Source organism: Leptospira bourretii (genome assembly GCF_004770145.1).
GTDB classification, from domain to species: domain Bacteria; phylum Spirochaetota; class Leptospiria; order Leptospirales; family Leptospiraceae; genus Leptospira_A; species Leptospira_A bourretii.
The window spans coordinates 115,374-142,322 of sequence record NZ_RQFW01000015.1 but is presented as its reverse complement, the minus strand read 5'-3'; the positions used below and the strand labels follow the sequence as shown (position 1 = coordinate 142,322).

Here is a 26,949-nt window from a genome sequence, read left to right as displayed (position 1 = left end):
ATCTAAGATACCCGAAGGACTTCTTCTGGGGTAGTAACACCCTCAATCACTTTATATTTACCGTAATCTTGCAAAGTGGAAAGGCCATTTTTTACTGCCAGTTCCTTGATCCGATTGGAATCGGCTCCTTGCAAAATCGCACGTTTGATTTCATCGTTCATGGTGAGAAGTTCATACAAACCAGTTCGGCCTTTGTATCCAGAATTTAGACAAGAAGAACAACCTTTCCCCCTGTACAAAACACCATTTTTTAATTCTTTTCTTTGGATTCCAAGACCCGCTAAATCTTTATCAGTAGGTTTGTAACTAGTTTTGCAATCCTTACAAATCACACGAACAAGCCTTTGGGCCATAAAACCCAAAACAGAACTTGTAATGAGGTAAGGTTCGATTCCCATATCCACAAGTCTTGTCACTGCCGAAGAAGCATCATTCGTATGTAAGGTCGAAAACACTAAATGCCCCGTGAGTGAGGCTTGGATGGCAATCCTTGCCGTCTCCTCATCACGGATCTCCCCTACCATCACCACATCCGGATCTTGACGAAGGATGGAACGAAGGCCGGCTGCAAAGGTAAGGCCAATTTTTTCGTTCATTTGCATCTGAGAAATCCCATCCATTTGGTATTCCACTGGATCTTCGCAAGTAATGATATTTCTCTCTTCTGTATTGATTTCGGAAAGTGCGGAATAAAGTGTCGTAGATTTACCGGAACCTGTCGGACCTGTTACTAAAATAATCCCATATGGTTTGTAGATTAAATGTTTAAAATCATTTAGGATTTCTTTATTAAAACCCATAGTTTCAATCGAATACTTTTGGTCCGTTTTGTTTAAAATACGCATTACAATGCGCTCTCCAAACTGACAAGGGATGATGGAAACCCGAACATCTACATCTTTCCCTGCTAATCTAAGTTTGATTCTACCATCTTGCGGCAAACGGTTTTCCGCAATGTTTAGATTCGACATAATTTTTATACGAGTAGAAATACCCGCCAAATATGATTTAGGTGGGCTCAAAACCTTTTGCAAAACCCCATCCACACGATATCTGACTACTACAGATTTTTCAAATGGTTCTACGTGAATATCGGAAGCTCTTTCCGAAACAGCTTGTGATAAAATCACGTTCACCATCTTAATGATGGGAGCTTCATTGGATAAATCGAGTGCATCGGATTCAAAAGCATCGGAAAGATCTCCGAAACTTCCATCCATTTCATCCATCATCTCTTTTGCTTCGGCAGTGGTTTTGTCGAACTGAGAATGGATGATTCTCATAATTTCGTTTTCGGTGGCGAGAACGAACTGGATTTCGTATCCTTTTAGGAAAGATCTCATATCATCCATTGGATGGAGATCTGTCGGATCACAAGTGGCAACGATTACTTTTTTGCCTTTGACAGAAACAGGCACTATTTTAGAACGTTGGACAAGTTTTAGGGGAATTTTTCCAAACACATCCTCATTTCCAACAAACTCAAGTTTGTCGATAAACTCAATACGATGGAGTTTTGCCAGGGCCTTTAGAATGTCAGTTTCAGAAGCGAGACCTTTTTTTTGGATGATATGAGTGATGGGAAGATTCGTTTTTTCCTGTTGTTTGGAAATATCTTCGAGATCCTTTACGGTAAGGATCCCATCTTCTAATAGGATTTGGCCTAAACTCTTTCTCATCGTAATTTCTTTTCTCGTTCGTCGACCATCCTTTCTTGTTCATTTTTCTTTTGGATGGTCATACGATCCGATTTATCGCGGTCGTCTAGAATATGAGGAGTTAAAAATACCATCAAATTGGTTTTACGATTTTGATTGGTAGTCCTTCGGAATAAAGTTCCAAGAAGTGGAATCTCACCTAAAATGGGAATCTTTTGCACTTTCTTTTGTTTGTCATTGGAAAGTAATCCCCCAATCACAATGGTTTGGATATTGTCTACAACGATGGTAGTTTTGATATCACGTTTGTTAAAGGTTGGGTTTCCTCCCGTTGCTTCCGAAGAAATCCCTGCTACGTTTTTAATCTCTTGGTAAAGATCTAAAGTGATTCGATTATTTTTATTAATATGGGGAGTGAATTTGAGTTTAATCCCTGTTGGGCGGTATTCGAAGTTGGCTACTGTGACAGCGTTGTCTCCACCAAGACCTGCGTTACGGTTTTGTGTTCTCACAGGAACATCTTGCCCCACATTGATCTCTGCCTCTTGGTTATCCAAGGTCAAAATTTGAGGAGCAGATAAAACGTTAAAATTTTCATTGGTAGAGTTTGCATTTAAAATACCAATGATCTGTTGGCCCCCACGACGAATGAACCCAAGTGAAAATCCAGAAAGTGTGTTTACATTAGTCGGTCGCCCGTTTTTATCGATGACCCCACCAGTTGCCGCAAGACCCGTGTTAAACTGTCCATAAGCCAACTCTTGGTAACGCCAATCGATCCCGAAGTCATTAAGATCCGTAGATGTTAACTCAACAATCAAAACCTCAAGTAACACTTGTTTTCTGGGTGTATCTAGAATTTTTATAATTTTTTTGATTTCTTCCCATTCTTGGGGAGTTGCCGTCACAATCAGAGAGTTGGACTCTTTATGTGCCACAGCTTTGATTTTATCCTGTTTGCCTGGAACTTTAGCTTGTTGTGCCACAGGTTGTGGAGGTGGAGTCGGTTTTCCATCGGGTCCAGGTTCTCCTGGTTGACCACTTGGTGCTGGTGCCGTTGGTGCATCAGGCATATCCAACTTTACAAGGATTGCAGCAAGTTTTTCTGCTTCGTTGTATTCCAAGGTATAAATATGAATATCACCAGCAGAAGAAATGGATCCAGGTCCATCCACTCTGATATCCAAGTTATCCACTAACTTCAGTAACTTATTGATATCAGAGGTAGAACCGGAAAAAATCAATGTGTTTTGGTTTTTAGGAATGATGATATCTGTATCAGGAGAAGTAACCCTTTTAAGGATTGGCTCTAGTTCCACCGCATTTGAAAATTCTAAGGGAACAATTTGTGTGATGGTTTTATTCAGTGAAACTTCAGATTCAGAAACCGGATCTTTTCCAATTCGTACAATCGGAGACTTAGCAAGTGCATCTTTGATTTTGACTACTTTGATAAGATCATTTTCTTCAATCAGTCCGAAACCTTGGGTTTCTAAAACGGATTTCATAAACCCATAGGCATCTTCAATTTTCACTCGTTTCTGAGAAATGATCGTTACTTTTTTTCCTTTGACCGCATCATCAATCAAGATGTTTCTTTTGATGATCGCACTCATCCCCATAAGGAAATCTTTGAGTTCCGTATCTCTCCAATCGGCAGTAAAACTTGCAGGCTCCGGGGAAGATTTTGTTTTAGGTTTTCCCTTTTCCTGGGAAAAGCCCGGTGTCACAAATACATAAAGGCAAATACTAAGTACTACTAAAGGAAGACGATTTCTCATTTTAATTCCGAATGATAAATTCATATGTGATTATTTTGCCTTGTCTCTCTAAATCCACTGTAATTTTCGGAGCTTGTTTGATCGAACCCCAAATTTCCAACATTTTCTCTGTTTCGTTCAGTGGCATTCCATTGACACGTTTGATGATATCCCCGCCACGAGCACCGAGGGAATAAAACACATGGTCTTTTGCCACCTGATAGATCTTGTAACCCTCGATCTTTCCGTCTACTAAATGAGGACCAAACCTTGCATTTTTATAGATAGTATTCGGGTCCTTCAATTTCCTGTTTACGTCTTCTCGGGAAAGAACTTTTTGAACCGTTTGGCTGGATGGCCCTAAACTTGAAACCGAAGCTGCATCTTTCGGACGGATTCGTTCTTTGGCTTGGGCGGGAGTTTCGCCAATATTCACTCGAAGGCTAAGCCCACCTTTTTTTAGAACCACATAATGTTGTTCGATGGTTTGGACTTTGTATCCACCCACCATTTCACCCGTTCCATATTCTTCCGAATCATTGTTTTGTTTTTCTCGGATGGTCACTCGTGCAAATGACCAATGACCTGAAAGTGTCCCTGTGACAAGCATCTGGTCATCCTCTCCATTGTCCTGAGCAATTTCTGGATCTAGCGGTGTGCCATCTGCCCCGCGTTTGGTGGCGTCATTTGGATCATATACTTGGCCGCGAATCAAATTTCCCGTAACGATGTCTTCGTAGGTACTCACTGCCAAAATCACTTCTTGGCGCATTTGTTTGGGACGAGTGTTACCTGCAACGCTGATCCCGGTTTCTGTGGAAAACAAAAGGAGAAGGACCAACTTCAATAAATAGGCAAGAGAAAAAGAAAAGAGTAAAACCGCCGGAATCAATGTCAAAAACTGACTCGACTGGATTCTTTGAAGGATTAGATTCATGCTCCCCACAAACCGGAGAAAAACTCCGATTACATTCCGGCTACTTCAGATTTAGGGAGTCTTGTGACTTGTTTTTCCGTGATGCTTAAAGCGGATTCAGGATTCATAATTTTCCCGTTTCGAAACACTTCAAAATGCAAATGTGCCCCTGTTGCCGTTCCCGTCCTTCCGACGAGAGCAACCACACGACCCATCTTCACCGTTTCCCCAACCTCAACTAAAATCTGTGAACAATGGGCGTAAACTGTTTTATAACCATTTTTATGTTGGATGGTAACTGAATTTCCATACCCGCCGTTGCGACCTGTAAAAACCACTTCTCCGTCGGCAGCAGATAAAACGGGAGCTCCTACTTTGGCAGCAAGATCAAGTCCCGTATGATAGACTCGATTGTATTTATTAAAAGGATCCACACGTCGTCCAAACCGGGAAGTCACTCGGCTTTGTGGTACAGGCATAATGAAGATTTTTTTGAGAACCACTCTGGAAGAAGAAGCATTTTTTACTTGTACAGGAACTTCCAAAACTTGGCCAATCTTCAACTGGTCACTGGCAAGTCCGTTGTGTTTCTTTAATTTGGCCAATTCAATAGAAAAAGAACGGGCAATCTTTGATAGGTTGTCTTTTTTTTGTACTGTATATTTTTTTACAATGATTCCGGATTCGTGAACGACGGTATTACTCACAACGGGCGACACATCAATGTATTTGGGTAAATCAAGAGAAGCTAGTTCCACTTCCTCTTCATCAGAAGAAACATTGACACCGGCAGAAAAGAGTTTATGAACTTCGGAATCTTGGGATTGAGAACCAAAGAGACGAAACATCCCAGATTCTCCACCGGGGAGAGATTCATTGATTTCGGAATGGATTTTTTGGAAAGGGTTTGCGAGAAGCCCGGATCCAAAAAGAACCAAAAGAGAAAATGTTACCAACCGGAGAACTTTCACGATTAAAATATCGGGACTAAAGGGGAAGAATCTTGAACCAGAAACAAAGAAAGAAAAAAAACGAAATGCTAGCGACAATGGAGACTTCCCAAACCTTTATTTCTTTGTTTTTTTGACACTGGGTTCGACAAGAGTGAATTTTTTAGAAACCCATTCTTCCACATCTTCCAAGTCATACTGCTTCTTTTTTATATCATCATTGATGATATAGGCTGCCAATTTTCCCACAGAAGACTCTCTAGACTCCGCAATGGGATACACCTTCAATTTCAATAGAGAAGGTGTGGATTCGATATAAATCTTAACAAGAGTTCCTTTTTTCCAAACTTCTGTTTGGGAAAATTTGATCTCCTCTTGTAAAGCATATGTCTTTCCATCATAGTATTCATTGATTTCCCTTAATCTTTCTTTTTTGATCAACCTTTGGGAACAATGACTGAACACAAGGAGAAGAACGAAGGGAATTACACGAATGACACTACAATTCAAAGCAAACTCTCAGGAAAAGTCACCATGATGCCTCATTTATGAAAAGTCTTTTTTATTTTTTGGCCCAAAAGAGGTAGAAGATTACCCCTTCTCGTTGTGATCCCCAAACGCGCAGAAGTTGGTAGCCTGTTATATGAATGGAATGGGACAAAAGAAATCCAAGTGGAGGTTGGGATCCGAAGAGGACTTCCCTATTTCCAAATTTTGGGTTCTGCGACACTATCCACCAAAGAATCCAAAGATCGCATCCGTTTGGCTCTGGAGGCATCAGGATACCAGTTCCCACTCGAAACCATCATCATCAATTTAAAGCCGGCTCATATCCCGAAAAGGATGGTTTGCCTGGACCTAGCCATTGCAGTGGGAATCCTCCTTGCAACAGAGCAAATCCAAATTCCCGAAACCCAGATCCTTTTTTTGGGAGGGTTAGGACTTGATGGATCGATTCTCGGAGGAAAGGAACTATTGCCCTATCTTTGGCAAAACCAGAAACAAATGGGGGCTTCCCTCTGCCTGCCTCGTTCTTTGGAAAAAGAAACTCTACCCGATGGCCAGTATTACTTCCTCGAAAACCTGGATGGACTTCGTGAACTAAAAATCTCGATACCCGACACTCGGGACCTGCCTTCCTCACCCTCAGAGCCTCTGACTTGGAACGAAGTACATTTAGATCCTTACCAAATGAAAGTCTTTCAAGGGCTTTTGTATTCTGTTCTTGGAAAACACCATAGCCTCCTTTTGGGTAGCCCCGGTTCTGGAAAAACGATGCTCCATAGAATGTTAGAATCATTATTACCTGTAAAAGAAACAAGAGACCAAAAGAGCCAAGGGATTTGGACTTTGGAAGGAGAGTTCGAAATTCCCTCGAACAAACGCCCTTTTCGTTCCCCTCACCATTCTGCGACAGAAGTGGGCCTTGTGGGAGGAGGACTTCCCTTCCAACCAGGAGAAATCTCTAAAGCCTTCGGAGGAATTTTATACTTGGACGAAGCCTTGGAATTCAAAGACAGAATTCTAGAAAGCCTCAGAATGCCTATGGAAGATTCGTATTTGGAAATTGTAAGGATGAATGAAAAAACAAAGTTAAAAACTGATTTTACCTTAATGTTATCGGCAAACCCCTGCCCCTGTGGAAATTACCATAGTCACCAAACTTGTCATTGTTCCTTACAAAGAATTCGTCTCTATTTACAAAAAATAAGTGGGGCTTTTTTGGATCGAATCACCGTCTTTCAAACGTTATTCGAAACATCAAATGATCGGTGTATCAAATTAGAAGAATTTAAAATGAGACAAATTCTGCTGGAACGATTTGAATTTAGAAATACAAATCTCATTCCAGAAGAAGAAGATAAAAAAATTCAAAAAACTCTGGATACAGAAAATCAAACCAAACAACTGTCCTTACGAAAGAAAAAACAAATCATATCTTTAGCAAGAACCATTGCAGATTGGAATCTATCCCCCCGAACCAAGGAAGTACATATTTGGGAGGCCGTTGACTATTGTATCGGATACCAATGGATTTATAGTTTGGGTTAATTACTTTGAAATAAAGTGCGAAATTTCCATCGCAATTTTATTTATCGCATAATCCATGTAAGCCGGATCATCGATCTTCTTTTTGTAATTTTCGAATTTTTTCTGGATGGTAGATGCCATCCCTCGTTTCCGGAGTAAAACCGGATCTGGACCAAATTCTTCGGTTTCTGCTAAATTCCCAAAAATACTAAATTGACTCATGTGGTTACTTCCTTGTAACAATCAAACTCTCATCCTTGAGAGCGTTTTCCCTTATGGGATACATGATCAATCGGCCCGGTACAAAAATCCCTTGATGAAGTATTTTAGAAGATTGACGAATAAAAACGCACTTCCTTTTTTTCGGTGATATGGATCAAATTAAACGAAGGTGTTAGGTGATAAAAAGCAGGAATCTCTTTCAATAAATAGTAATATACCTTCCGCATTCGCTTGCGTTTTGTCTCATGAAAACATTCCAAAGGATGAAATCCACTGCGTATATCCCAAGTTTTCACCTCAGAACAATGGAGTAAATCGTTCTCGAGGCTAATTATGTCCAGTTCTCCAAAAGATTTTCTGAAATTACGAAAGAGGATGGTATGACCTAAAGAATCCAAAAATTCAGCAGCCAAATCTTCTCCTGACCTACCCAAATCCGTTTTTTTCGGCATTTTCCGGGCCACACATCACCAAAGAAGGATCAGTAAATTTGTGAAAACGGAATCGCTTGTTGGATGTAGAGATTGAGGTCTTTCATAAGATCCACAAATTCTAAATGTTTGAGGCGTTTGCCTTCTGCATCTTTTGTGACTCGGATGACAGGGCGAAGAGGTTTGTCTTTATTAGATTCAATGACCATACCCATCCTTAGGTCAGAAAGAACGACACCGGACCCCACAGGAAACATTGAAAGTTTATTTAAAAATAGTCGTACCATTTTTAAATCAAAACGGTTCACGTTTTCACTGATCATAATCTTCATCGCTTCATAGGGAAGGATGGCTTGTCTATACGGCCTTGGATGGATCATAGCAGCAAATTGGTCAGCGATCATAAATACTTTTGTGAGTTCTTCGATTTGGTTGGCAAGAATCCTCTGCGGATAACCAGAGCCGTCCACTGCTTCATGGTGTTGGAGAGCAACAATCGCAAGAGAGTTTTTTAATTTTAATCTTTGAGTTAGGATTTGGTATCCTGTGACGGGATGGCGTTTGATGGTTTTTAAATCTAGTTCCGAAAGATTTCCTTTTTTTTCAGACACTTCCTCTGGGACAGTCACCATTCCTATGTCGGCAAAAAGAGAGGCCAAAGCCAAATCGATGAGTTTGGGTCTAGAAAATTCTAAAAAGTTTCCAAGCATCACCGAGAAGAACGTCGCATAACAGATATGAGTGTATAAATAATGACCTGAATGAGAATGGGATAAAAGTAAAATGGGAATTTGGGCGTTGGCTTTTGTATGGTCTGCAATCCGTTCCGCAATCTCACGAAATTCGCGAATTTCCGTATAACGACCTTCAGATGCTGATTTATAAGTTTTTTGCACTAAATCAAAACAGTCTTTAAAAACTGCGTTAAACTCAACCTTTGTGGTATTGGTTTTTTCTAATAAATACTTAAAACGTGTGGAATTTTCATCATCTTGGTAAAAAGGAAGGTTGGTATCAAAATATCCAGGACCTGCTCCAGCGGTTGCTTTTTCACCTGCTTCGGCCAATACCTTTTCTCCATCCGTTAAAACAAAGCTGATTCCAAATTGAACCAAGCGGTCTAAATCTTGTTGGGTGATGGGTTGGTCAGCTCCGACAAAAACAGTGTCTTTGTCTAAATAAATTGACTTAGTAAACTTCGAGCCAGGTTCTAAGTCTCGAATGGAAATTTTCCGCATAATTGCGTAAATCCTAGTAAGAAGCTTAGAAACATCAATTGTTTTTCTTTTGTCTCTCTAAAACAAGAATTCGAAACACTGCTGCCACTGCTTCATACAATTCTCTCGGAATTTCTTTCCCATTAGGGAGATGATCTAAGGTTTGAATCATCACTTCATCTCGTATGATAAGAACACCAGACTCTTTGGCGAGCCGAATCAAATTTTCAGCGAACCTTCCTTCTGCCTTTGCCACAAGTTTTGGTGCGGAATGAAAGTTCGGATCATAAGCAAGTGCTGCCATTTTTTGTTTCATCTATAATCTCCGTTAATGGTTTCTTCCTTCCAAGTTTCCACTTGTACCGAACGGATTTGGGGAAAGTCCCGAACAAGGTTTGCCAAAGACTGACTTAAGTTTTGGTTTTGGAATGGCTTTTCTCTTGTGATTTGCACAAGGATCGGTTTTTCTTTTTCTGGATCATAATGGAATTGGATTCCCATTGCACCTGTTATTTCAGATTCCCAAAATACATAGAGAACCAAACCTTTGTTTTTTGGTTCTACTACCATTTGTAATGATTCTTTGGCATCAGGATCAATATAAGTAAGAAGATCCGAAAATCCAGTTTCGCCTAAAAGATAATTCCAAATTGGTTTTAAGTCAGAAACCTCCATCGATTTGGAATCCGATTGTATCGCCATCCACTGGGTCCAACGCAAACGATTTTCAACTTTCCAAGAATTTGTTTGGACTTCTCTTTCGAGTCCGTTTGCCAAGAGAGTTCTTTGATCCGTTGCAATCTTTTTGGTTTGTCCAAGAGAGTAAGAATGCATTCCTTTGGAAGGAACGGATCCTTCTTTAGATGCTTTGGTTTCGAATGGCGAATTTTTTACCTTTTGCTTGTGGGTTAGTTTGCCCAGAGAGAAAAATGGAGAAATAGAATTCTGATTAAAAAAGAGAGGGCTCACTTCCCTCAGATCGGAGAAATTTACAAAAACTCAACCTGTGGATGGGAGAAATTCCGAGTTTTATCAGGGCCTCTCTATGTTCTTCTGTACCATAACCTTTGTGTTTGGCAAACCCGTAACCGGGGTATTTCAAATCCATTTTTTCCATATATTCGTCTCTATAGGTTTTGGCAAGGATGGAGGCCGCAGAAATGGAAGGAATCAAATCATCTCCTTTGGGAAGAGAAAAATATCCTTCTATTGGTTTTGTGATCTTTAGTTTATAATTTCCATCTGCCAAAAGATAAGGCCTACCGTTTAACCATTTGTCTTCATTGCGATTTGTCTTTTCTTCATGAGTAGAAGTAGACAAATGCAATTTTTCATTCGCCGTTCTGTTTGCTTCGAATGGTTGTGGGTTTGTCGGCAAACAGCGGTTCATCCCATAAAAAATAGCTTGGTTGATATTAAACCGATCAATGAACTTGGCACTCACAAAACTCACTCGGAAATAGGAAGCATACTGTATGATTTCCTTTCTGAGTTCGATTCGTTTGGGTTCGGGAATTTTTTTGGAGTCGCGAAGACCTTTTAAGATTTCACCATTTTTGATTTTTTCTAATGTTTCGAGGGTAAAAGAAACACAACCCACTGAGACGGGGCCAGCAAGCGTACCACGACCTGCTTCATCGAGTGAATAACAGGTCAGGTGAGGAATTTGAAATTCAGGAAAGAACGGCCGAGTGACGGCCGCTTCAAGAGAGATTATGCGCTAGGTGCTTCTGCAGCTTTTGCTTGTGCAAGAGCGGCTTTAGAAGCCTCATCCTGTCTCTTTTTATCTTTGGCAACAATTGCTTGTCCGCCTTTTCTTTCTTTGATACGTCCCGCTTTTCCTTTTTTATCACGGAGATAGAAAAGTTTTGCACGACGAACCGATCCTTTACGAACGAGTTCAATCTTTGCAATGCGTGGGCTATGAAGTGGGAAAATTCTTTCCACTCCGATATCATAAGACACTCGTCTTACTGTGAAAGTTTTGCTTTGAGATTTGTTCGCGATGGAGATCACAATGCCTTCGTAAACCTGAACTCGTTCTTTTCCAGATTCAACGATTTTGTAGTGAACTTTTACAGTATCACCAATTTCGAAATTAAGTTCGTTCTTTGCTTCGCCTGCGAGTGCTGTTTCTAGAATCTGATTCATGGCTTCCTCTAAGAATGATTTCTTGTTTTGCGGTTTTTCTGCCGCCATTTACGGATCTCTTCATGATGCCCACCGAGGAGAACATCTGGAACCGTCCAACCCATAAAATCATAGGGTTTTGTATACTGGGGGTATTCTAATTCTTCCGTTTCGTTGTGCGATTCCTCGAGAAGGCTTTCTTCTTTTCCTAAAAACCCCGGAACAAACCGAGATAGGCAATCGGCAACAACGAGAGCAGCTAAATCCCCCGATGAAATAACATAGTTTCCAATGGCCACTTCCCTGTCAATTAAATGCTCCGCGACACGATGATCCACCCCTTCATAATACCCAGAAATTAAGGTAATGGTTTCTGAGGACTCGTAAATCTCCCGAGCGAGCGTTTGGTTGAAAAGTTCCCCCGATGGACTGAGGAGGATGACCTTCCCTTTATTTTCGCCAAGGGATTCTAAGGCCCGGTAAATCGGGCCCACTTGCAAAAGCATCCCTGGTCCCCCGCCATAGATGGTGTCATCTACCTTTTGGTGTTTGTTGTCTGCAAAGTCACGGAGGTGGACAGTATTGATTTCTACCACCCCTTGTTTCACAGCCTTACCTGGAATTCCTGTTTCAAAATAGGAGGTGATTTTTTCTGGGAAAAGCGTGATGAAATTAAACTTCAATCCACTGCTCCCAGTGAATGATTTCTAAGGTTTTGGATTCTAAATTCCAGTCGCCGACAAACCGATTGAGAAAAGGAATAAGAACTGTTTCGCCTTCCCCTGATTTCGGTTTTAGTTCTAAAATAGGATGAGCGGGATTGTCTATGACTTGGGTCACAACATAATGCAGCGATTGACTTGTTTCTTTGGAAATGGCAACTAGTCCCACTAAATCCTCGGTGTAAATTTCGCCTTCAGTCGGTTTGGGAAGATCTTCTCTTTTCCATAACAAAGAAAATCCACGGTATTTGATGACGGTTTCCGGAGTTTCAAAACCCTTTAGTTTGACTAGGAAATGATTTCCATTAGGTTTGATTTCATCGATTTGGATGGTAGTCTGATTTCCACGTGGGTCTTCGACTGTGCAGGTAAACGGTGGTTTGGCGGATAATAGGGTGTCACCTTCGGTGAAAACTTTGATGAACCCTTTGATTCCATGTGAGGATCCGATGACCCCCACTTTCACTAAACTTGGTTTAGTCGACAATTTCTAAAGTATAGTTTTTGCCTTGTTTGGTTCCGGCTGCTTGTAAAACAGTACGCAAAGATTTTGCAATCCTTCCGTTTTTTCCGATCACCTTCCCTAGGTCTTTTGCTGCTACCCGAAGTTCGATCACTGTTTCTTCCTCTCCGGGGACTTGGTTGACAGCCACTTGTTCTGGTTGGTCAACGAGAGATGTAACGATATAACGAACTAAGGATTCCATGTATCAATTAACCTTTGAATTTTGACCAAACGTCGTCTTTTTTCAAAAGAGCAAGAACTGTATCAGTTGGTTGTGCGCCTTTTTTTAACCAAGAAAGAGTTTTTTCTTCGTTGAAAGTAGCTTTTTTCACAGAGGAAGTAGATGGATGAAAATGTCCAATCGCTTCAATGAACTTTCCGTCACGTGGAGCACGGATGTCTGCTGCGACAATGCGATAGTGCGGGTCTGCTTTTGTTCCCGTTCTTTGTAATCTTAATTTAACCAAGGAAAAATACCCCTTTTATAGCGAGTTTTTTAAATAAGGACGATCTGTCAAGAGCGAGTTCTAGCACTTGCAGCGAGTTCCTTTAATTTTTTGCCCTGTGCGTTCGGATCTCCTGTTTTATAGAGACCAGATCCCACAACGGTGATGTCCACTCCGAGTTTTGCAAGCTCCTCCATATTGGATTCGTTCACACCCCCATCCACCTCCAATTCAATATTGTAAGGTTTGGTGAGTTTGCGAACTGCGGCGATCTTCTCAAAGCCGGATTTAACAAAGGATTGTCCATAAAATCCAGGATCGACCGTCATGAGTAAAACAAGGTCCAAATATGGAAGGATTTGAGAGATGGATTCCGGAGGAGTTTGGGGATTCAGAGACACTCCCACTTTGATTCCTGCTTTCCGAATTTCTTCTGCCAGTCTCACAGAGAAGTTCGTGGTTTCAATATGGAAAGTAATACAATAAGGATTGAGGTCAAAGTATTTAGGAACATGGAGTTCGGGATTACTCACCATTAAATGTACATCGAGTGGGATTTGGGTATGGGACTTAACTTCTTTGGTAAAAGCTTCTCCAAAGGAAATTTGAGGTACAAAGTTTCCATCCATCACATCGATGTGAATGAGGTCGATATTTTCCTGTTTGTAAGTGGGTAGTTCCTGAGAAAGGCCCGTCAGTTTTGCCGCAAGGATCGATGCAGAAATTTTCATATTAATAAGTTCCTTTGAGTTTCCAAACCTTAGCCACTCCGGTTTCTTTGCCGATAAGAGTAAGTTTTACATTTCCCGATCGATGGATGAGAAAACGCACAGGTTCATCTTCTTTTAGTTTTTGGTCGGTTAAGATTTCTTTTTCGATTTCTGTATCTTCCCCAGGTTTTGTATAACTAAGTTTGGCTGAGTACAGATCATCATCATCCACTTCATATTCCAAAAATTCATAATCTTGGACAAGTGATTCTGAGGGTTTTAAATAGTAAGCACCCAATTCCGCGCCAGTCGGTTTTAATTCAAACGAAGATGTGAGTCCATGTGAATCACGAAACTCTGGTTTGGTGGCTTCTTTTAAAAGATAAGGAATTTTTTTTCTTTGTAAAAAATCGACAACAAAGGGAACAGGAGTTCCTACAAATTTTGTGGAATCCAAAGGTTCATTTGCCGATTGGTTGGATTTTTTTTCTGTATTTGGTTCTGTTACGAGTAGGTAAATTTTTTCACCGGAATGAGTTTCTTTTCCAGGCCCAGGGATTTGGTCAATGATGGTGTCAGCAGGTTCATCACCCACAGCAGGCACATATGTGATTCCACCAATTTGTAAAGGAACATACACTTCCCCAGAAAGTACCTTTTCTAAAATGGCTTTGGCACGTTTTAGATCCTGTCCTTTGACATCGGGAATGGTGACCCGATCAAATCCAATGTTAACAGTAAGATAAAGTTTAGATCCAGCTTCCACTTCCTTACCGGGATCAATGGATTGAGCAAGAATGATCCCATCTGTTTTTTCAGGAATCCTTTGGGTTTCTAAACGGACTTTGAGTTGGAGTCTTTGTAATTCGTTATGAACCTCTATGTAGTTTTTGCCAATCACATAAGGCATCATTACCTTTTGTTCTTCTTTGGTTCGAACCACGACCACAAGGAAGGCTGCGACAAAAAAAACAAGGAGCCCTAAACCAACAAATAGAACATAACCACTGTAAGGTAGTATTTTTAGAAACTTTTCTTTCACGTAAATGATTCTCCGGCTAAAACCCGAGCCCCATTGAAAAACTCAAATCCTTTCATGGGTTTTTTCCCTTCGGGTTGTAAGGTGTCTATACCAAGCAGGTTTCCGTCTCCACAGAGGCAGAAAAGCCTTTTTTTCTGGTATAGAAAAAAGGAACCAGGGCTGAGACCTTCCGGTATCGGAACCGGTTCCTCTTCGGTACTGGGCAGAAACGAAGAGATCAGGATGAGTTTTTTTTCCCGAAATTCGGTCACAGCCAAAGGATCAGGATACAGGGCACGGATTCGGTTGTGGATGTTTTTGGCAGATTCCGACCATTGGATGGGACGGTCACTGGCTGTTATTTTTTTGCAATGTGTGGCCTCGGTAGCATTTTGTGGCTTCGAGGTCCAAACGCTACCTGTGGATTCTAATTCCTTAAGGAGACGGATAAGTTCTTCTCCCCCTTCTCTCGTGATGGATTGCAAGAAAGAGGCTGTGGTTTCTGTGGTTTCCACCTTCCAAGATTTTTGGGAAATGATATCTCCCGAATCTACTTCCTTGGCTAAAAACTGAATGGTAAACCCAGAGTTTTCTTCTCCACTGAGGAGGAAACTTTGGACGGGAGAGGCTCCGCGGTATTTGGGGAGCAAACTTCCGTGTAAGTTGATGCTACCGAATTTGGGATCTTTGAATACATTATCGGGAACGATCGATCCATAAGCATAAACGATGTGAACAGGAGAACCGTAAGATAAGATTTTTTTTTGAGCTTCTTCATCGGTTCGGAGTTTCGGAGATTGGATGACAGGGATTCCCTTCGACACAGCAAATTCCTTTACTGGTGTGGGAGTGATGATTTGTTTTCTTCCCACAGGTTTGTCAATATTGGTCACAACAAAGTCGATGGTGATTCCTGCTTCGAGTAAGATAGAAAGTAATTCTTTGGAATGTTCCGGGGATCCAAAGTATCCAATTGAAAGTTTCATAAATTATTCCTATTAAACAAGTTCTAAAGGATCCAAATCATATTCAATATAACATTTGGAATCGACTTTAAATTTATTTTTGGTTTCACGTAAAAGATTTCGTAAGTTAGTGATGGATTTTGATTTTAACAAAATATGATAGCGAAAGTTATTATCGATTTTGTAAAAAGGACATTGGCTTGGGCCAAGAAGAGTAATGGATGCATCCATATTTTCTTTTAAAGTTTCCGCATAAACAACAGATTGTTTATTTGCTATTTCCTCATACTTTGATCTGAAAACAAGTCTCGCCAAACGAGAAAAAGGCGGATAAAACAAATCCCTTCTAAACGTTAGTTCCCATTCAAAAAAAGCAGGATAGTTTTGTTCCATCGCCATCTTAAGGACTGGATGTTCAGGATCATTCGATTGGATGAGGACTTCCCCTTTTTTTTCACCCCGACCAGCACGACCTGCCACCTGTGAAATCAGAGAATAGGTTCTTTCGCTACTGCGAAAGTCAGGAACTCCCAACCCATGATTGGCATTTAAAATTCCGACAAGAGTGACGTTTGCATAATCAAGTCCTTTGGCGATCATTTGGGTTCCCGTAAGGATGTCTAAATTTCCTTCGCCTAACTTTTCGAGAACATCGCGGGTGAGTTCTTTATTTTTGGAACTGTCTTGGTCCAATCTTTCAATCCGGGCTTTGGGAAAATGGGAAAGTAAATACTCTTCTAATTTTTGAGTCCCAGCACCAAATAAATCCAGTTCCTCACCGTGAGTCTGTTTTAAATTTTGTAAGGTCGATTTATACCCGCAAAGATGACACCTTACCGTTTTATCCGAATGATAACAAAGTGTTGCCGTACATTTTGGACAATGGATGAATTCTTTGGTGGTTGTGGAATAAATAAAAGGATTATACCCTCTGCGATTCAAAAGGATGATGGTTTGTTCTTCCTTTTTCAATCGGTCTGCAATTTTAAATTGTAAATCCCCTGATAAAAGTTCACTATCTTCCTTTTTCTCTGTGATTTCCACTGCAGGAAGAGAAGCCTCTGGATTTGCCCTTTCCTTTAATTCAGAATATCCAATTTGGCCTGCTTTTGCTAAGTAAAAAATTTCTAAACTTGGAGTGGCAGAACCTAATAATAATTTACCGTTGGTTTTTAAGATTCTTTGTAATGCCACTTGGCGTGCATGGTAACGAGGTGAGCCATGTTCTTTGTACGAACCATCATGTTCTTCATCTAAAATAATGAGGGCAATGTCAGACAAAGGAGCAAAAACAGCGGAACGAGTTCCGATACAAATCCGTTTTTTTCCTTCCTTTAAATCCAAATAGTTTTGGAATTTTTCTGAGGTTCTGAGATGAGAATGTAAAACCGCCACTTGTCCAGGAAAGATCCGTTCAATCCTTGTAATGGTCGGGTAAGTGAGTGAAATTTCAGGAACAAGAAAAATCACTGATCCTTTGGGTTTGGAAAGAACCTCAGCCATGAGGTGGAGATAAACTTCTGTTTTTCCACTTCCCGTAACTCCATATAACAAATGTGTGTTGAAATTTCCATTCGCCTTTATTTCATCGAATGCTTTTTTTTGTGCAGAATTTAAAGGAAGTAATCGATCCAACTGAATTTGAACGGGAGATTGTTTTTCCTGTTTTCTTTTTTTTCCTTTGGGGACCATAAGAAACAAAGCTTCCCCAAGAGAAGAAAGATAATTTTCTGCCATCCACTCGGCAAGATCCAATTGGTCTTCCGTTAGGACTGGTTCCGAATCCAAATTCTTTAGAATGGATAGAGTTTCATAATTTGGTTCATTCGAATGAATCTCGATCACAACCCCTTCCCATTCCTTTCCATTCAGTGGAACGAGAACACGAACACCTCTTACTAAGTTTGGAATGTCCTCGGGAATTTCATAGGTTAAGGTTCTACTTTCCCAAGATAGGTTGAGAGCAACTTCCGCAAATTGGATCATACTAGAGATAAGGTTTTAAAAGAGATAGATGAGAGATAAAACTTTCTTCCAATTCTTGTTTTTCTTTCCCGTATTGGAAAAGGTTACTTTCTGAATCCGTTTTTTTAGCCTTTTCACCAAGGAACACAAGGGCTTCCGGAGACCTTGTCGTGACAATGGGAATCGAGAGTCCAGACAAATCCCACTGGGTTTGTTTTCCAAGAAATTCTTTTGCTTTCTCTGCACCAAACAATAATTTAGCGGATGAACCCAAAATCACGATGGATTTGATCCCATATTCTTCGACAGTATCTTTTACATGAAATTTGCAATTTTCCACTCTGGTTTGCCAATCGTTTTCCTTTGAATCGGTATTCGAAAAATTACAAGCCGGATATTCTTGGTAATAAAATTCCTCAAAGGAAAAACCAAATACTTTTTGGATGAGTTCTCCCCAGCTACTTTCCGTTAGTTTGTCTTTAAATATTTGGTTTGGTTTTGTTTTTGTAAATGGTTTTTCTTTTGGACTTGTGGCCCCAGAATAATGAAGGACCAAAACAGGTTTTCTTCCTTTATGTAAAAACTGCCGAACTCCGCTGAGTTTTCCTTGGCAAAGTGTACAAGAAAAATTAACTAGATCCTTGTTTTTCCTTTGGTTCTCTTTTTGTTGTTTTTTCTGGATTTCAATGGACTCAGGAACTTTAGATTTCCAAGGGAAAACAAAATCATTTGGATCTTGTTCCTCTTGGAACTGATAAACAGAAACCGATTTGTTCTGGATTAAAAATTTAGTTTCTTTAAGAATGTCAGTAAAACGTTCTAAAATTGATTTTTGATCCATACTAACCTTCGTTCAACTGTTCAACAGAAATATTTAGGGAGCGTAATTTCCGATACAAATGTGTTCTTTCAATTCCCAAAGCCTTAGAAGTTCTTGTCACATTCCCTTCACATATTTGTAAGGTTTTGATGATGTATTGTCTTTCGAACTCTTCTTTGGCATGTTTTAAATCCCCACGAGCCACCATTTCATTTGCTTTTTTAAATCCGTGGAGGGCTTCCTTTACATCTTTGGCTCGGATGGTATCCCCTGGAACCAGAATACTCAAACGTTCCAAAATATTTCCAAGTTCTCTTACATTCCCTGGCCAAAAATGAGTGGTGAGGGCATCAAGACCCTCTCTGTCAATGGTTTTTGGAGAAAGTTTATTTTCAGAAATGGATTTATTCAGATAAAATTCCGCAAGTAAAGGGATATCCAAATTTCTTTCTCGTAACGGAGGTAATTCCAATGGAATGACACTCAATGCATAGTATAAATCTTCTCGAAATCGTCCCTCCCTGATGGCCTCTTCCACATTGGAGTTGGTGGCAGCAATGATTCGAACATCGACGGGAACAAATTCCTTTCCACCCATACGTTCTAATTTTTGTTCAAGGATTACCTTTAGAACTTTGGATTGAATGGAAAGTGGTAAATCACAAACTTCATCTAAAAACAAAGTTCCATTCCCAGCAGCTTCCCATTTTCCGATTTTGATTTCTGGAACTGAATGCTTTCCTTGTATTTCAGAACCAAATAACTCTTGTTCTAAGGTTTCTTCAGGAACTGAGGCACAATTGAATTCAATATATGGTTCGTTTTTTCTTTTGGAATTTTGGTGGATGGCCCTTGCTGTCAGTTCTTTCCCTGTTCCGTTTTCGCCAGAAATAAAAACACGAGCATTGGTTTGCGCCGCCTGAAAGATAGCAAACTTAACACGTTTGATGGGAGCAGATTCTCCTAAAATTTCGTCTACCTCGAGTTGAAATTCGGGAATCGCATGGTCTTTGGTTTTTTCTAAAGCAGACTCAATGGTTTGGATGACCTTTTCGATGGAGAGTGGTTTTTCCAAAAAATCAACGGCACCTTTTTTAGTAGCATTCACTGCAAGTTCAATGGTTCCGTGTCCCGAAATCATCACAATCGGCAAACTGGAATATAATTTTTTGCATTCATCTAATATAGAAAGTCCATCTTCCTTTCCAACCCAAACATCCAATAGAACCAGCGATGGCCTTTCTTTAGATAAAGCTTTGAGTAGAGATTTTCCATTAGCAAAATCTTCCACTGAATAATCTTCGTCTTCTAAAATCACCCGCAGGGATTTTCTGATTTCTTTTTCATCATCAAGTATATATATCAATTTTTGCATCAGTGACTATCCAAAGGAAGTTCGATTCTAAACTTACAACCACCTAACTTAGAATCTTCGACAACAATGTGTCCGTGGTGGTCAATAATAGTTTTTTGAACTATGGCAAGGCCAATCCCTGATCCATGGTTTTCTTTTGTAGAAAAATAAGGTTCAAATATCTTTTCTTTCCATTCCTGTTTTAGACCGGGTCCCGAATCATCAATTTCAATCACAATGGATTTGCGAAGTGCTTTCTTTTGTAATTTTGACATGATTCGAATTTTTTTCCGTTTCAGACTTAAAATATCCATTTCCTCTTTGGGATTTTCTGCGGATTGAATGGCCTCAACAGCATTTTTAATTAAGTTATTGATGACACCAAGGAACAATCGTTTGTCGAGAAATACTTCAGGAAGATTTTCAGCTAATTTTAATTCAAATTCAATATCGGTAGTGTCTTTGAAAAGGGCAACTGCCTCTTCCAAAATGGGATTTAGTTTTTGATTAATAAGTACAGGAACAGGCATTCTTGCAAATTCGCTAAATTCTTTGACAAGATGTTCGAGAACGCGCACTTGACCAATGATTGTATCTGTCGCATCAAAAATAACTGATTCTAAATTTTCTGATTTTGGATTCTGAAATTTTCTTTGGATCCTTTGTGCAGAAAGTTGAATAGGAGTGAGCGGATTTTTGATTTCATGGGCCATCCTTTGCGCAACTTCTTTCCACGCAGCAATCCTTTGGGTATGCATAAGTTCTTCTGACTTTGCATTTAAGTCACTAACCATTTGATTGAAACTATCAATCAGAATTCCCATCTCCCCTTCTTCAGTTTTTTCTAAACGAATATCAGATTCACCTAACGAAACTTTTTTTGTAGCATTTGCCAAATGAATGATGGGCCGAGAGATACGTCTTGCAAATAAAAAGGAAAACAAAATGGCAATTAGAAACATTGCAAATGAAAAAGAAGCAATGGTGATCCGAACGCTAAAAGGAATTTTTTCTTTCCACAAACTTACCTTTTCATAGGTAGAAGTTGCATTGACAATATTCTGAACATCTGATTCCAAACCCTTGTGGATTCTTTGTCCAACATAAACTTCCATTCCTTGTCCCAGAAAAAATTTACAAAGGATATAAGAACGATCACTTAAATACAACCGACTCACAAAGATTCCGTTTTGTTTTGATTCTACAAATTCCAATCCTTTGAAATTACGAAACAAACCTCTAGATTCAAAACCGAGTTTTCCTGATTCAACAAAACCTAAATAATACTCATTTTTCTCAAACAATCCGTTTTGTATGCTTTTTTGGAATACAGAGTATCCGTCCGGTTTTATCCCTTTCAGCCTAGAACGCAAAATACCTACTTTGCTTATAAATTCTGTCTCAATTTCTTTTTCCTCATTTTGGATGATCAAATTGGCAGATCTGAGGGCATTGGAAATATCAACACGATAAAACCCTTCAATCAACCTACCCGTCAAATTGGAAGAAAGAATAAATATAGGCAATGATGGGATTAGGGCAACAAATAGAAAAGCAAGTGTTAGTCGGTAACGGATGGAGCTTCTAATTTTCCCAGTCTCTCTATTACGTCGATTGCGATAAACATAACTAAGGATTAGTGAAAGTACAAAAAATGGAATTAGGATGAATACATAAGTATCCAACTTGGAAAAAAAAGAAATGTCTTCTTCCTGGCGAAAAAAAACAAACTCTGAAAAAACTACGGAAACAACTATGGTCAGAAAAAAGATAAAAATATCGCGAAGATAATACCGATTTTCATCGGATAATCTTGGTAGTATTTTAAAGAATCTAATTGGCATTGGCTTCAAAATTTCGACCAACCAAAGCTTCTAAAGCAAGAAGTGCCTCCTCTTCTCCTTTTCCATCTGCTTTGACAAAAAATATAGACCCGGGTCCAAGAGCTAACATCATAAGACCCATAATGGATTTCCCATTGACTTCAATGTCATCTTTAATGACAAAAATTTCACAAGGGAAACTTGCAGCCATCTTTACAAACAAAGAGGCTGGCCTTGCATGAAGTCCCGAACTATCTTCTCTAATCTTTAATTGGATTTGTTTCAATTGAATTCTGTTGAATATAAGTATTTAGTTTATTAGAAAATTCTTTAGCACTATTTTTCCCCATTTTACGCAAACGTTGGTTCATGGCTGCCGTTTCGACAATGATAGGGATATTTCGGCCTGGTTTGACTGGAATTTCAATGTACGGGACAGAAACACCAAGGATCTCTTCCATACTTTGTTCGATTCCGGTCCTTTCGTATTCACCGGAAGTTTGTTCTTCCCATTCTTTTAAATTGATAATGAGTTCAATGAGTTTATGGTCTCTGACAGATCCGACACCAAACAAATCTTTGATGTTCAAAATCCCCAGGCCCCGAATTTCCATATGGTGACGCAGTAAATCAGAACAAGATCCTATCAGATAACTTTCACTTAGGCGACGAATCTCTACCATATCGTCCGCAACAAGTCTGTGACCTCTTTCAATTAGTTCCAAAGCAGTTTCACTTTTTCCTACTCCAGAGCGACCTGTAAGCAAAGTCCCGATTCCAAATACTTCAATGAGAACACCATGACGCATCGTACGGGGTGCAAGAGCCCGATCTAAAATTTGGGATATCAGTGTGATGAACCTGTGAGTGGCAATTTCTGTTTTAAAAAGAGGAATCCCTTTGGCCTTTGCTCTTTCTACAAACGGAACTTGTGGTTCATTACCATGCGTATAAATGATACAATTCAAATGAAATTCAAAAAACTTCTCTGTAATTTCGTGGAGTTTATCTTCAGCAAGAGAATTGAGATAGGCCCATTCTCCTTTGCCTAAAATTTGAATACGATCATTAGCAAAAAAATCAAAAAATCCAGTAAGAGAAAGTCCAGGGCGATTGATTTCAGCATTATTGATCCGATTGGAAAGCCCAGCTTCACCAGTCACTAAAACCAATTGAAGGTCTTCATGATCTCTAAGAATTGTATCAACAGTGATCCCTGGAACTGGCATTGGATTACCCCTTTAAAGAACTGATCCTTTTTCTTTCGTTAGAAGGAAGGATTCTTAAGACCTTTCTATACTTTGCAACTGTTCGACGAGCAATTTCAATTCCTTTTTTCTCCATGAGTTCAACGATATCTTGGTCAGACAAAGGATTGTTTTCATCCTCATCTTTTACCAAATTACGAATGATTTCATGAATTTTTTTGGAACTTTCCTTTCCACCTTCTGCAGACTTCACCCCAGAGGAGAAAAACCATTTGAGTTCAAAAATCCCCCAAGTGGTTTGGATATATTTATTTGTTGTTATGCGAGAAATTGTAGATTCGTGTAAATTGAGTTTTTCTGCTACTTCCTTTAAGGTAAGTGGTTTGATAAACCCGATCCCACCTCGAAAAAAATCTACCTGAAAATCAATAATACAACTCACCACACGTTGTAAGGTCTGTCTTCTTTGTTGGATGGATCGGATGAGCCACTGTGCTGAGCTATATTTTGTTTGAAAATATTCCTTTTCTTTAGGAGGCAGTTTATGATTTAAAAGTTCTTTGTATTCTTCTTGGATCGAAAGTTTTGGTAACCACTCATCGTTAATGAATATATTAAACTCATTTCCAACCGCTTTGACAACTACATCAGCAACTACATAATCAATTTTTCTTCCCTGGTATGTTGTGGCAGGGTATGGTTCTAGTTTTTTGATTAACCTTGCTAAAATTAGGATCTCTTCTTCCGTAATTTTAAGGTTTTTTGCAATTTTTTTATAATCAACTTTTTCTAGATCAGATAAAAACTCCCCAATCAATTGGTGCAAAAGGATATTATCAGGAAAAAGAATTTTTCCCTGGATGAGGAGGGTCTCTTGCATATCCTTCGCGCCAATCCCGATGGGATCCAGTTCATTGATAACTTGTAATACCCGTCGAACTTTTGTTTCAGGGTATCCCATTTCTTTTGAAACAATAGCCAAATCATCGGTGATAAAGCCCTTATCGTCAATCATACTGATCAGCACTTCGCCAATCTCAAATTCTAATTTGGTAAGTTTGATAAGCCTTAATTGATTTAATAGATGTTCTTCTAATGTTTCTCCACGAGTAGAGGATTCGATGTATTTTTGATTTCTATCACTAGCTTCTGTATCATAAGAACGTGGGCCTTCTAAAGAATAAGAATCTTGCCAATTGACATCGGTACTTTTTTCATGATTTAATTTTTCTAATCGTTTTACTTCATCGATAGAAAAGAGTTCCGGCATTTTGGTTTTTTCATCCACCCCGACTTCATCTAACAATGGATTTTCCAAAAGTTCATTTTGGATTTTATCAGAAAGTTCTAAAGTAGATAAAGATAACAATTCAATGGACTGGCGTAAGTCTTGGGTCATCACCAATTTCTGCGTTTGGCGTTGTGAAAGTGAAGCCCCGAGTTTCATTTATAGTTTAAAATCCTCACCCAAATAAATTCGTCTGGTTTCTGGATCATTGATGAGGTCATCGGCTGTTCCGGAAATGAGAATTCGACCACTATACATGATGTAGGCTCTGTCCGTAATTTTTAGCGTTTCTCTAACGTTATGGTCGGTGATTAAAATTCCAAGACCACGTTCCTTTAAGGATTGAATGACATTTTGGATGTCTTTCACCGCAATCGGATCCACACCCGCAAATGGTTCATCCAAAAGTATAAAATCGGGATTCGTCACGAGGGCCCGTGCAATTTCACAACGCCTTCTTTCACCACCGGACAAAGTGTACCCTTTTTGGTTAGCCACTCGCATGATCTGTAACTCCATTAGGAGTTCATCCCGACGACGAATGATTTCATCCCCTGGAAGATTCATCGTTTCCAAAATGGCTTCTAAGTTTTCAGCAACGGTTAATTTACGAAAAATACTTGCTTCTTGTGCCAAATAACCAACACCCATTCTGGCTCTTATATGCATGGGAGCTTTTGTTAGGTCTTCATTATCTATAAAAACATGGCCTTCATCTGGTGTGACAAAACCAACACTCATATAGAAGCTTGTAGTTTTTCCGGCACCATTGGGACCAAGAAGTCCAACAATTTCCCCTTTTCGAATATAAAAACTTACGCCATCAACTACTTTTCGTTTGTTATATATTTTAACAAGATTTTCCATCCGGAATGTTTTTACATTCGGATCAATCTCTTGTTTCTGCGTTTGTGTTTGAGTTTTACTTTTTTTCGCCATTCGGTATTACCTTCAGCCCATCTGTCAGATAGGCTTTGTCCGATTTAGGAAAGAGAATGATCTTTCCTGCAGAGACCTTTGTATTGTCCTTTACCAGAGTCGGATTTCCTTCTAGAACCAGTTCATCCCGTTTTTCAAAATACGTTGCATATTCTCCAGTGGCGGTGGCGGTTTGTGTTTCTACTTCCACATTGCCTCTTGCCACTGTTTCAAACCGCTCATCAAACCTTTCCAAAAATACAGCGGTTAATTTTCCCCGTTCTTTTAATTCTTTTTTGTCCAAAAAAATAATTTGGGGGTTTTCTGTTAGATAGGAATATCCTTTCTCTTTATCATAGGATAAGAATCCACCTTCCATACGATAAGCGTTTTCGCGATCTAAATAACTGACGTTTCCTGTGGCTTTGATATCTTTATTGTTTCGACGACTTTCTAAAAGATTGGCTTTAAACTCAGAATTTTTCCGATACATAAAGGCATCTCCACTCATAGAAGTTAGAGTATCTTTGCCTTTATTTTTGTGAGTTAAAGTTTTTCCGGTAAACAAAGTGACAACGCGTTCTTTTGTTGTCGTATCTTTTTCTTTGTCTTTTTTATTTTCATAAGATACTTGGTAGATGGTTGCATCTCCATCCAATTGAATGTTTCCTTCTTTCACAAAATAAGAAAGAGTTTGGCCAATTAAAAAACGATTTTCTGAAAAGAGGAATGGTTCCCCAGCCAAATCAATCCGATCTTCTTTTTCGGAAAATACAGCATCTTCACCAAAAACTTGGAATTCATCCGAAGTCACCACTACCTTACCTGCTAAATTTGTTTTGGCTTCTTCTAAATAACGAACTATGGATTGGCATTGGATTTTAACGACCTTCCCATCTTTTTTCTGCACAAGCACGGGATTGTTTTCTAAACTTACCGTTCCGCCTATTTTATTATAAATCCCTTTGGTAGCTGTCAACGTGACTCCATTTTGAAAGTCTTCCACAACCACCTGACCTTTTAAATTCCCGATGAGAGCATCTTCTCCAATGATTTCAATTTCACGAGCACTCAGTTTGATGGTTTTATGCATAATATAAGCACCACCACCTAGAATAAAAACCTTCATGGGTATTCCATTGATGGTTCTTTCTTCCTGAGTTAGACTGCTCCCTCCCCAAATGACTGGGATCTTGTCCTTCTTATCTTTTTTCTTATCTGGAGAAAGGAATGAATCTTCTTTTTTCAGAAGATCTTCTGATCCGTATAACACAGGTATTGGCGAAGGATTTGCAGAAAGCATAGAAATAGAAAAACAGAAAATTAGAATTATCTTTTTCATTGTTTTTCCTTCAGCGGGTTACTCCCACCCACAGTCACTGCTTTGGGTTGGATGATGGTAAATTTATTCAGTCCTTTGTCTGCACGAAGTCCCTTTCCTCGAATGGTTGTCCCATCGGAATATACCAAAACGTCTTCTTCTGAAGATAAAGTTTTTTCATCCAAATTGTAAGTTAAGGATTCTGATTCTATAAATTTCCCATCATTGGTTTTGAGTCTCACCTTTCCACTTAAGAGCACTGTTTTTGTTGAATGATTGATCTCACCGCGCTCTCCAGTCATTGCAGAAGTGGCATTTCCCTTTTCATACTGTTTGAATTCGAAACCGTAAATGATGGTTTTATTTTCTTTTGGAAAAATATAAGACTCTTCTCCTTTTAGTTTCCATTCCAATTCCCCAGAATCTTTATAAGAGGAACGAGAAAAATGACGCATTGAAACCATGGAACCCGATTCTCTTTCCACTTCGATGCGAAGGTATTCCTTATCTTTGCAATTGATCATTGCCAAAAGAAAAATGGAAATCATCATCCTGCGCATCATAGAAG

The 26,949-nt window shown here is 39.4% G+C and carries 30 protein-coding genes; 1 reads left to right on the top strand and 29 read right to left on the bottom strand.

Annotation, left to right across the window (positions count from 1 at the left end; all coding sequences use genetic code 11):
- Positions 1 to 2 precede the first annotated feature (2 nt).
- From gspE to EHQ47_RS10265, 5 genes are all read right to left on the bottom strand, one after another.
- On the bottom strand, positions 3 to 1,679 hold the full coding sequence (gene gspE, locus EHQ47_RS10285; RefSeq protein WP_135749664.1) for a type II secretion system ATPase GspE: 1,677 nt from the start codon (positions 1,677 to 1,679) through the stop codon (positions 3 to 5).
- Positions 1,676 to 3,439, bottom strand: coding sequence for a type II secretion system secretin GspD (gspD, locus tag EHQ47_RS10280; RefSeq protein ID WP_135693278.1), 1,764 nt, complete (start codon positions 3,437 to 3,439; stop codon positions 1,676 to 1,678). Before gspD ends, gspE begins: the two co-directional genes overlap by 4 nt.
- Position 3,440: 1 nt before the next feature.
- Positions 3,441 to 4,355: a general secretion pathway protein GspC gene (locus EHQ47_RS10275; protein WP_135749663.1), complete on the bottom strand. Its 915-nt coding sequence runs from the start codon at positions 4,353 to 4,355 to the stop codon at positions 3,441 to 3,443.
- Between the two features lie 29 nt (positions 4,356 to 4,384).
- A complete protein-coding gene (locus tag EHQ47_RS10270) occupies positions 4,385 to 5,305 on the bottom strand; it encodes a peptidoglycan DD-metalloendopeptidase family protein (protein ID WP_244290297.1) in 921 nt (306 codons plus the stop codon).
- 96 nt (positions 5,306 to 5,401) lie between these two features.
- Positions 5,402 to 5,770 (bottom strand): type II secretion system-associated lipoprotein, encoded by a 369-nt coding sequence (locus EHQ47_RS10265; RefSeq protein WP_135693893.1) that lies wholly within the window; start codon positions 5,768 to 5,770, stop codon positions 5,402 to 5,404.
- Positions 5,771 to 5,890: 120 nt separating this feature from the next.
- Here EHQ47_RS10265 and EHQ47_RS10260 point away from each other — a divergent pair, with 120 nt between their 5' ends.
- Complete coding sequence (locus tag EHQ47_RS10260) at positions 5,891 to 7,336, top strand: ATP-binding protein (RefSeq protein WP_135749661.1); 1,446 nt, start codon at positions 5,891 to 5,893, stop codon at positions 7,334 to 7,336.
- On the opposite strand, the gene EHQ47_RS10255 is transcribed toward EHQ47_RS10260, so the two are convergent.
- From EHQ47_RS10255 to lptC, 24 genes are all read right to left on the bottom strand, one after another.
- A complete protein-coding gene (locus EHQ47_RS10255; protein WP_100719942.1) occupies positions 7,337 to 7,537 on the bottom strand; it encodes a hypothetical protein in 201 nt (66 codons plus the stop codon). It lies immediately after the preceding gene.
- Positions 7,538 to 7,641: 104 nt separating this feature from the next.
- A complete protein-coding gene (locus EHQ47_RS10250) occupies positions 7,642 to 7,989 on the bottom strand; it encodes a YraN family protein (RefSeq protein WP_135749660.1) in 348 nt (115 codons plus the stop codon).
- 29 nt (positions 7,990 to 8,018) lie between these two features.
- The gene (locus tag EHQ47_RS10245) at positions 8,019 to 9,206 is read right to left on the bottom strand and encodes an HD-GYP domain-containing protein (protein WP_135749659.1); all 1,188 of its coding nucleotides are present in this window, start codon (positions 9,204 to 9,206) and stop codon (positions 8,019 to 8,021) included.
- Between the two features lie 34 nt (positions 9,207 to 9,240).
- Positions 9,241 to 9,501 (bottom strand): EscU/YscU/HrcU family type III secretion system export apparatus switch protein, encoded by a 261-nt coding sequence (locus EHQ47_RS10240; protein WP_135749658.1) that lies wholly within the window; start codon positions 9,499 to 9,501, stop codon positions 9,241 to 9,243.
- On the bottom strand, positions 9,498 to 10,154 hold the full coding sequence (locus EHQ47_RS10235; RefSeq protein ID WP_135777134.1) for a hypothetical protein: 657 nt from the start codon (positions 10,152 to 10,154) through the stop codon (positions 9,498 to 9,500). Before EHQ47_RS10235 ends, EHQ47_RS10240 begins: the two co-directional genes overlap by 4 nt.
- On the bottom strand, positions 10,135 to 10,785 hold the full coding sequence (locus EHQ47_RS10230) for a ribonuclease HII (protein WP_244290296.1): 651 nt from the start codon (positions 10,783 to 10,785) through the stop codon (positions 10,135 to 10,137). Before EHQ47_RS10230 ends, EHQ47_RS10235 begins: the two co-directional genes overlap by 20 nt.
- A 113-nt stretch (positions 10,786 to 10,898) precedes the next feature.
- The gene (gene rplS, locus EHQ47_RS10225; protein WP_167481627.1) at positions 10,899 to 11,336 is read right to left on the bottom strand and encodes a 50S ribosomal protein L19; all 438 of its coding nucleotides are present in this window, start codon (positions 11,334 to 11,336) and stop codon (positions 10,899 to 10,901) included.
- An 8-nt stretch (positions 11,337 to 11,344) separates the two neighbouring features.
- Positions 11,345 to 11,998 (bottom strand): tRNA (guanosine(37)-N1)-methyltransferase TrmD, encoded by a 654-nt coding sequence (gene trmD, locus EHQ47_RS10220; protein WP_135777133.1) that lies wholly within the window; start codon positions 11,996 to 11,998, stop codon positions 11,345 to 11,347.
- Positions 11,988 to 12,524 carry a ribosome maturation factor RimM gene (gene rimM, locus EHQ47_RS10215; RefSeq protein WP_135777132.1) on the bottom strand — a complete coding sequence of 179 codons (537 nt, stop codon included), beginning with the start codon at positions 12,522 to 12,524 and terminating at the stop codon, positions 11,988 to 11,990. Before rimM ends, trmD begins: the two co-directional genes overlap by 11 nt.
- A complete protein-coding gene (locus EHQ47_RS10210; RefSeq protein WP_002974362.1) occupies positions 12,514 to 12,744 on the bottom strand; it encodes a KH domain-containing protein in 231 nt (76 codons plus the stop codon). The genes rimM and EHQ47_RS10210 overlap by 11 nt, the downstream gene beginning before the upstream one ends.
- Positions 12,745 to 12,751: 7 nt before the next feature.
- The gene (rpsP, locus tag EHQ47_RS10205) at positions 12,752 to 13,009 is read right to left on the bottom strand and encodes a 30S ribosomal protein S16 (protein WP_002973959.1); all 258 of its coding nucleotides are present in this window, start codon (positions 13,007 to 13,009) and stop codon (positions 12,752 to 12,754) included.
- A 47-nt stretch (positions 13,010 to 13,056) separates the two neighbouring features.
- Complete coding sequence (gene rpe / locus EHQ47_RS10200; protein WP_100742871.1) at positions 13,057 to 13,719, bottom strand: ribulose-phosphate 3-epimerase; 663 nt, start codon at positions 13,717 to 13,719, stop codon at positions 13,057 to 13,059.
- A gap of 1 nt (position 13,720) precedes the next feature.
- On the bottom strand, positions 13,721 to 14,740 hold the full coding sequence (locus EHQ47_RS10195) for a PASTA domain-containing protein (protein ID WP_135777131.1): 1,020 nt from the start codon (positions 14,738 to 14,740) through the stop codon (positions 13,721 to 13,723).
- Positions 14,737 to 15,705 carry a methionyl-tRNA formyltransferase gene (fmt, locus tag EHQ47_RS10190; RefSeq protein ID WP_135777130.1) on the bottom strand — a complete coding sequence of 323 codons (969 nt, stop codon included), beginning with the start codon at positions 15,703 to 15,705 and terminating at the stop codon, positions 14,737 to 14,739. The genes EHQ47_RS10195 and fmt overlap by 4 nt, the downstream gene beginning before the upstream one ends.
- A 12-nt stretch (positions 15,706 to 15,717) precedes the next feature.
- On the bottom strand, positions 15,718 to 17,670 hold the full coding sequence (gene priA / locus EHQ47_RS10185) for a replication restart helicase PriA (protein WP_135777129.1): 1,953 nt from the start codon (positions 17,668 to 17,670) through the stop codon (positions 15,718 to 15,720).
- Position 17,671: 1 nt separating this feature from the next.
- Positions 17,672 to 18,490, bottom strand: coding sequence for a hypothetical protein (locus tag EHQ47_RS10180; protein ID WP_135749649.1), 819 nt, complete (start codon positions 18,488 to 18,490; stop codon positions 17,672 to 17,674).
- Position 18,491: 1 nt separating this feature from the next.
- The gene (locus EHQ47_RS10175; protein ID WP_135749648.1) at positions 18,492 to 19,844 is read right to left on the bottom strand and encodes a sigma-54-dependent transcriptional regulator; all 1,353 of its coding nucleotides are present in this window, start codon (positions 19,842 to 19,844) and stop codon (positions 18,492 to 18,494) included.
- A complete protein-coding gene (locus tag EHQ47_RS10170; protein WP_135777128.1) occupies positions 19,844 to 21,667 on the bottom strand; it encodes an LIC_11548 family sensor histidine kinase in 1,824 nt (607 codons plus the stop codon). Before EHQ47_RS10170 ends, EHQ47_RS10175 begins: the two co-directional genes overlap by 1 nt.
- On the bottom strand, positions 21,657 to 21,932 hold the full coding sequence (locus EHQ47_RS10165) for an HPr family phosphocarrier protein (RefSeq protein WP_167483280.1): 276 nt from the start codon (positions 21,930 to 21,932) through the stop codon (positions 21,657 to 21,659). The genes EHQ47_RS10170 and EHQ47_RS10165 overlap by 11 nt, the downstream gene beginning before the upstream one ends.
- A complete protein-coding gene (gene hprK, locus EHQ47_RS10160; protein WP_135749646.1) occupies positions 21,907 to 22,875 on the bottom strand; it encodes an HPr(Ser) kinase/phosphatase in 969 nt (322 codons plus the stop codon). The genes EHQ47_RS10165 and hprK overlap by 26 nt, the downstream gene beginning before the upstream one ends.
- A gap of 4 nt (positions 22,876 to 22,879) precedes the next feature.
- Positions 22,880 to 24,301, bottom strand: coding sequence for an RNA polymerase factor sigma-54 (rpoN, locus tag EHQ47_RS10155; protein WP_135749645.1), 1,422 nt, complete (start codon positions 24,299 to 24,301; stop codon positions 22,880 to 22,882).
- Entirely contained in the window at positions 24,302 to 25,009 is a 708-nt protein-coding gene (gene lptB / locus EHQ47_RS10150; RefSeq protein ID WP_135592366.1) for an LPS export ABC transporter ATP-binding protein, read from the bottom strand.
- 55 nt (positions 25,010 to 25,064) lie between these two features.
- On the bottom strand, positions 25,065 to 26,402 hold the full coding sequence (locus EHQ47_RS10145) for an LptA/OstA family protein (RefSeq protein ID WP_135749644.1): 1,338 nt from the start codon (positions 26,400 to 26,402) through the stop codon (positions 25,065 to 25,067).
- The gene (lptC, locus tag EHQ47_RS10140; RefSeq protein WP_135749643.1) at positions 26,399 to 26,944 is read right to left on the bottom strand and encodes an LPS export ABC transporter periplasmic protein LptC; all 546 of its coding nucleotides are present in this window, start codon (positions 26,942 to 26,944) and stop codon (positions 26,399 to 26,401) included. Before lptC ends, EHQ47_RS10145 begins: the two co-directional genes overlap by 4 nt.
- Positions 26,945 to 26,949: the final 5 nt, after the last annotated feature.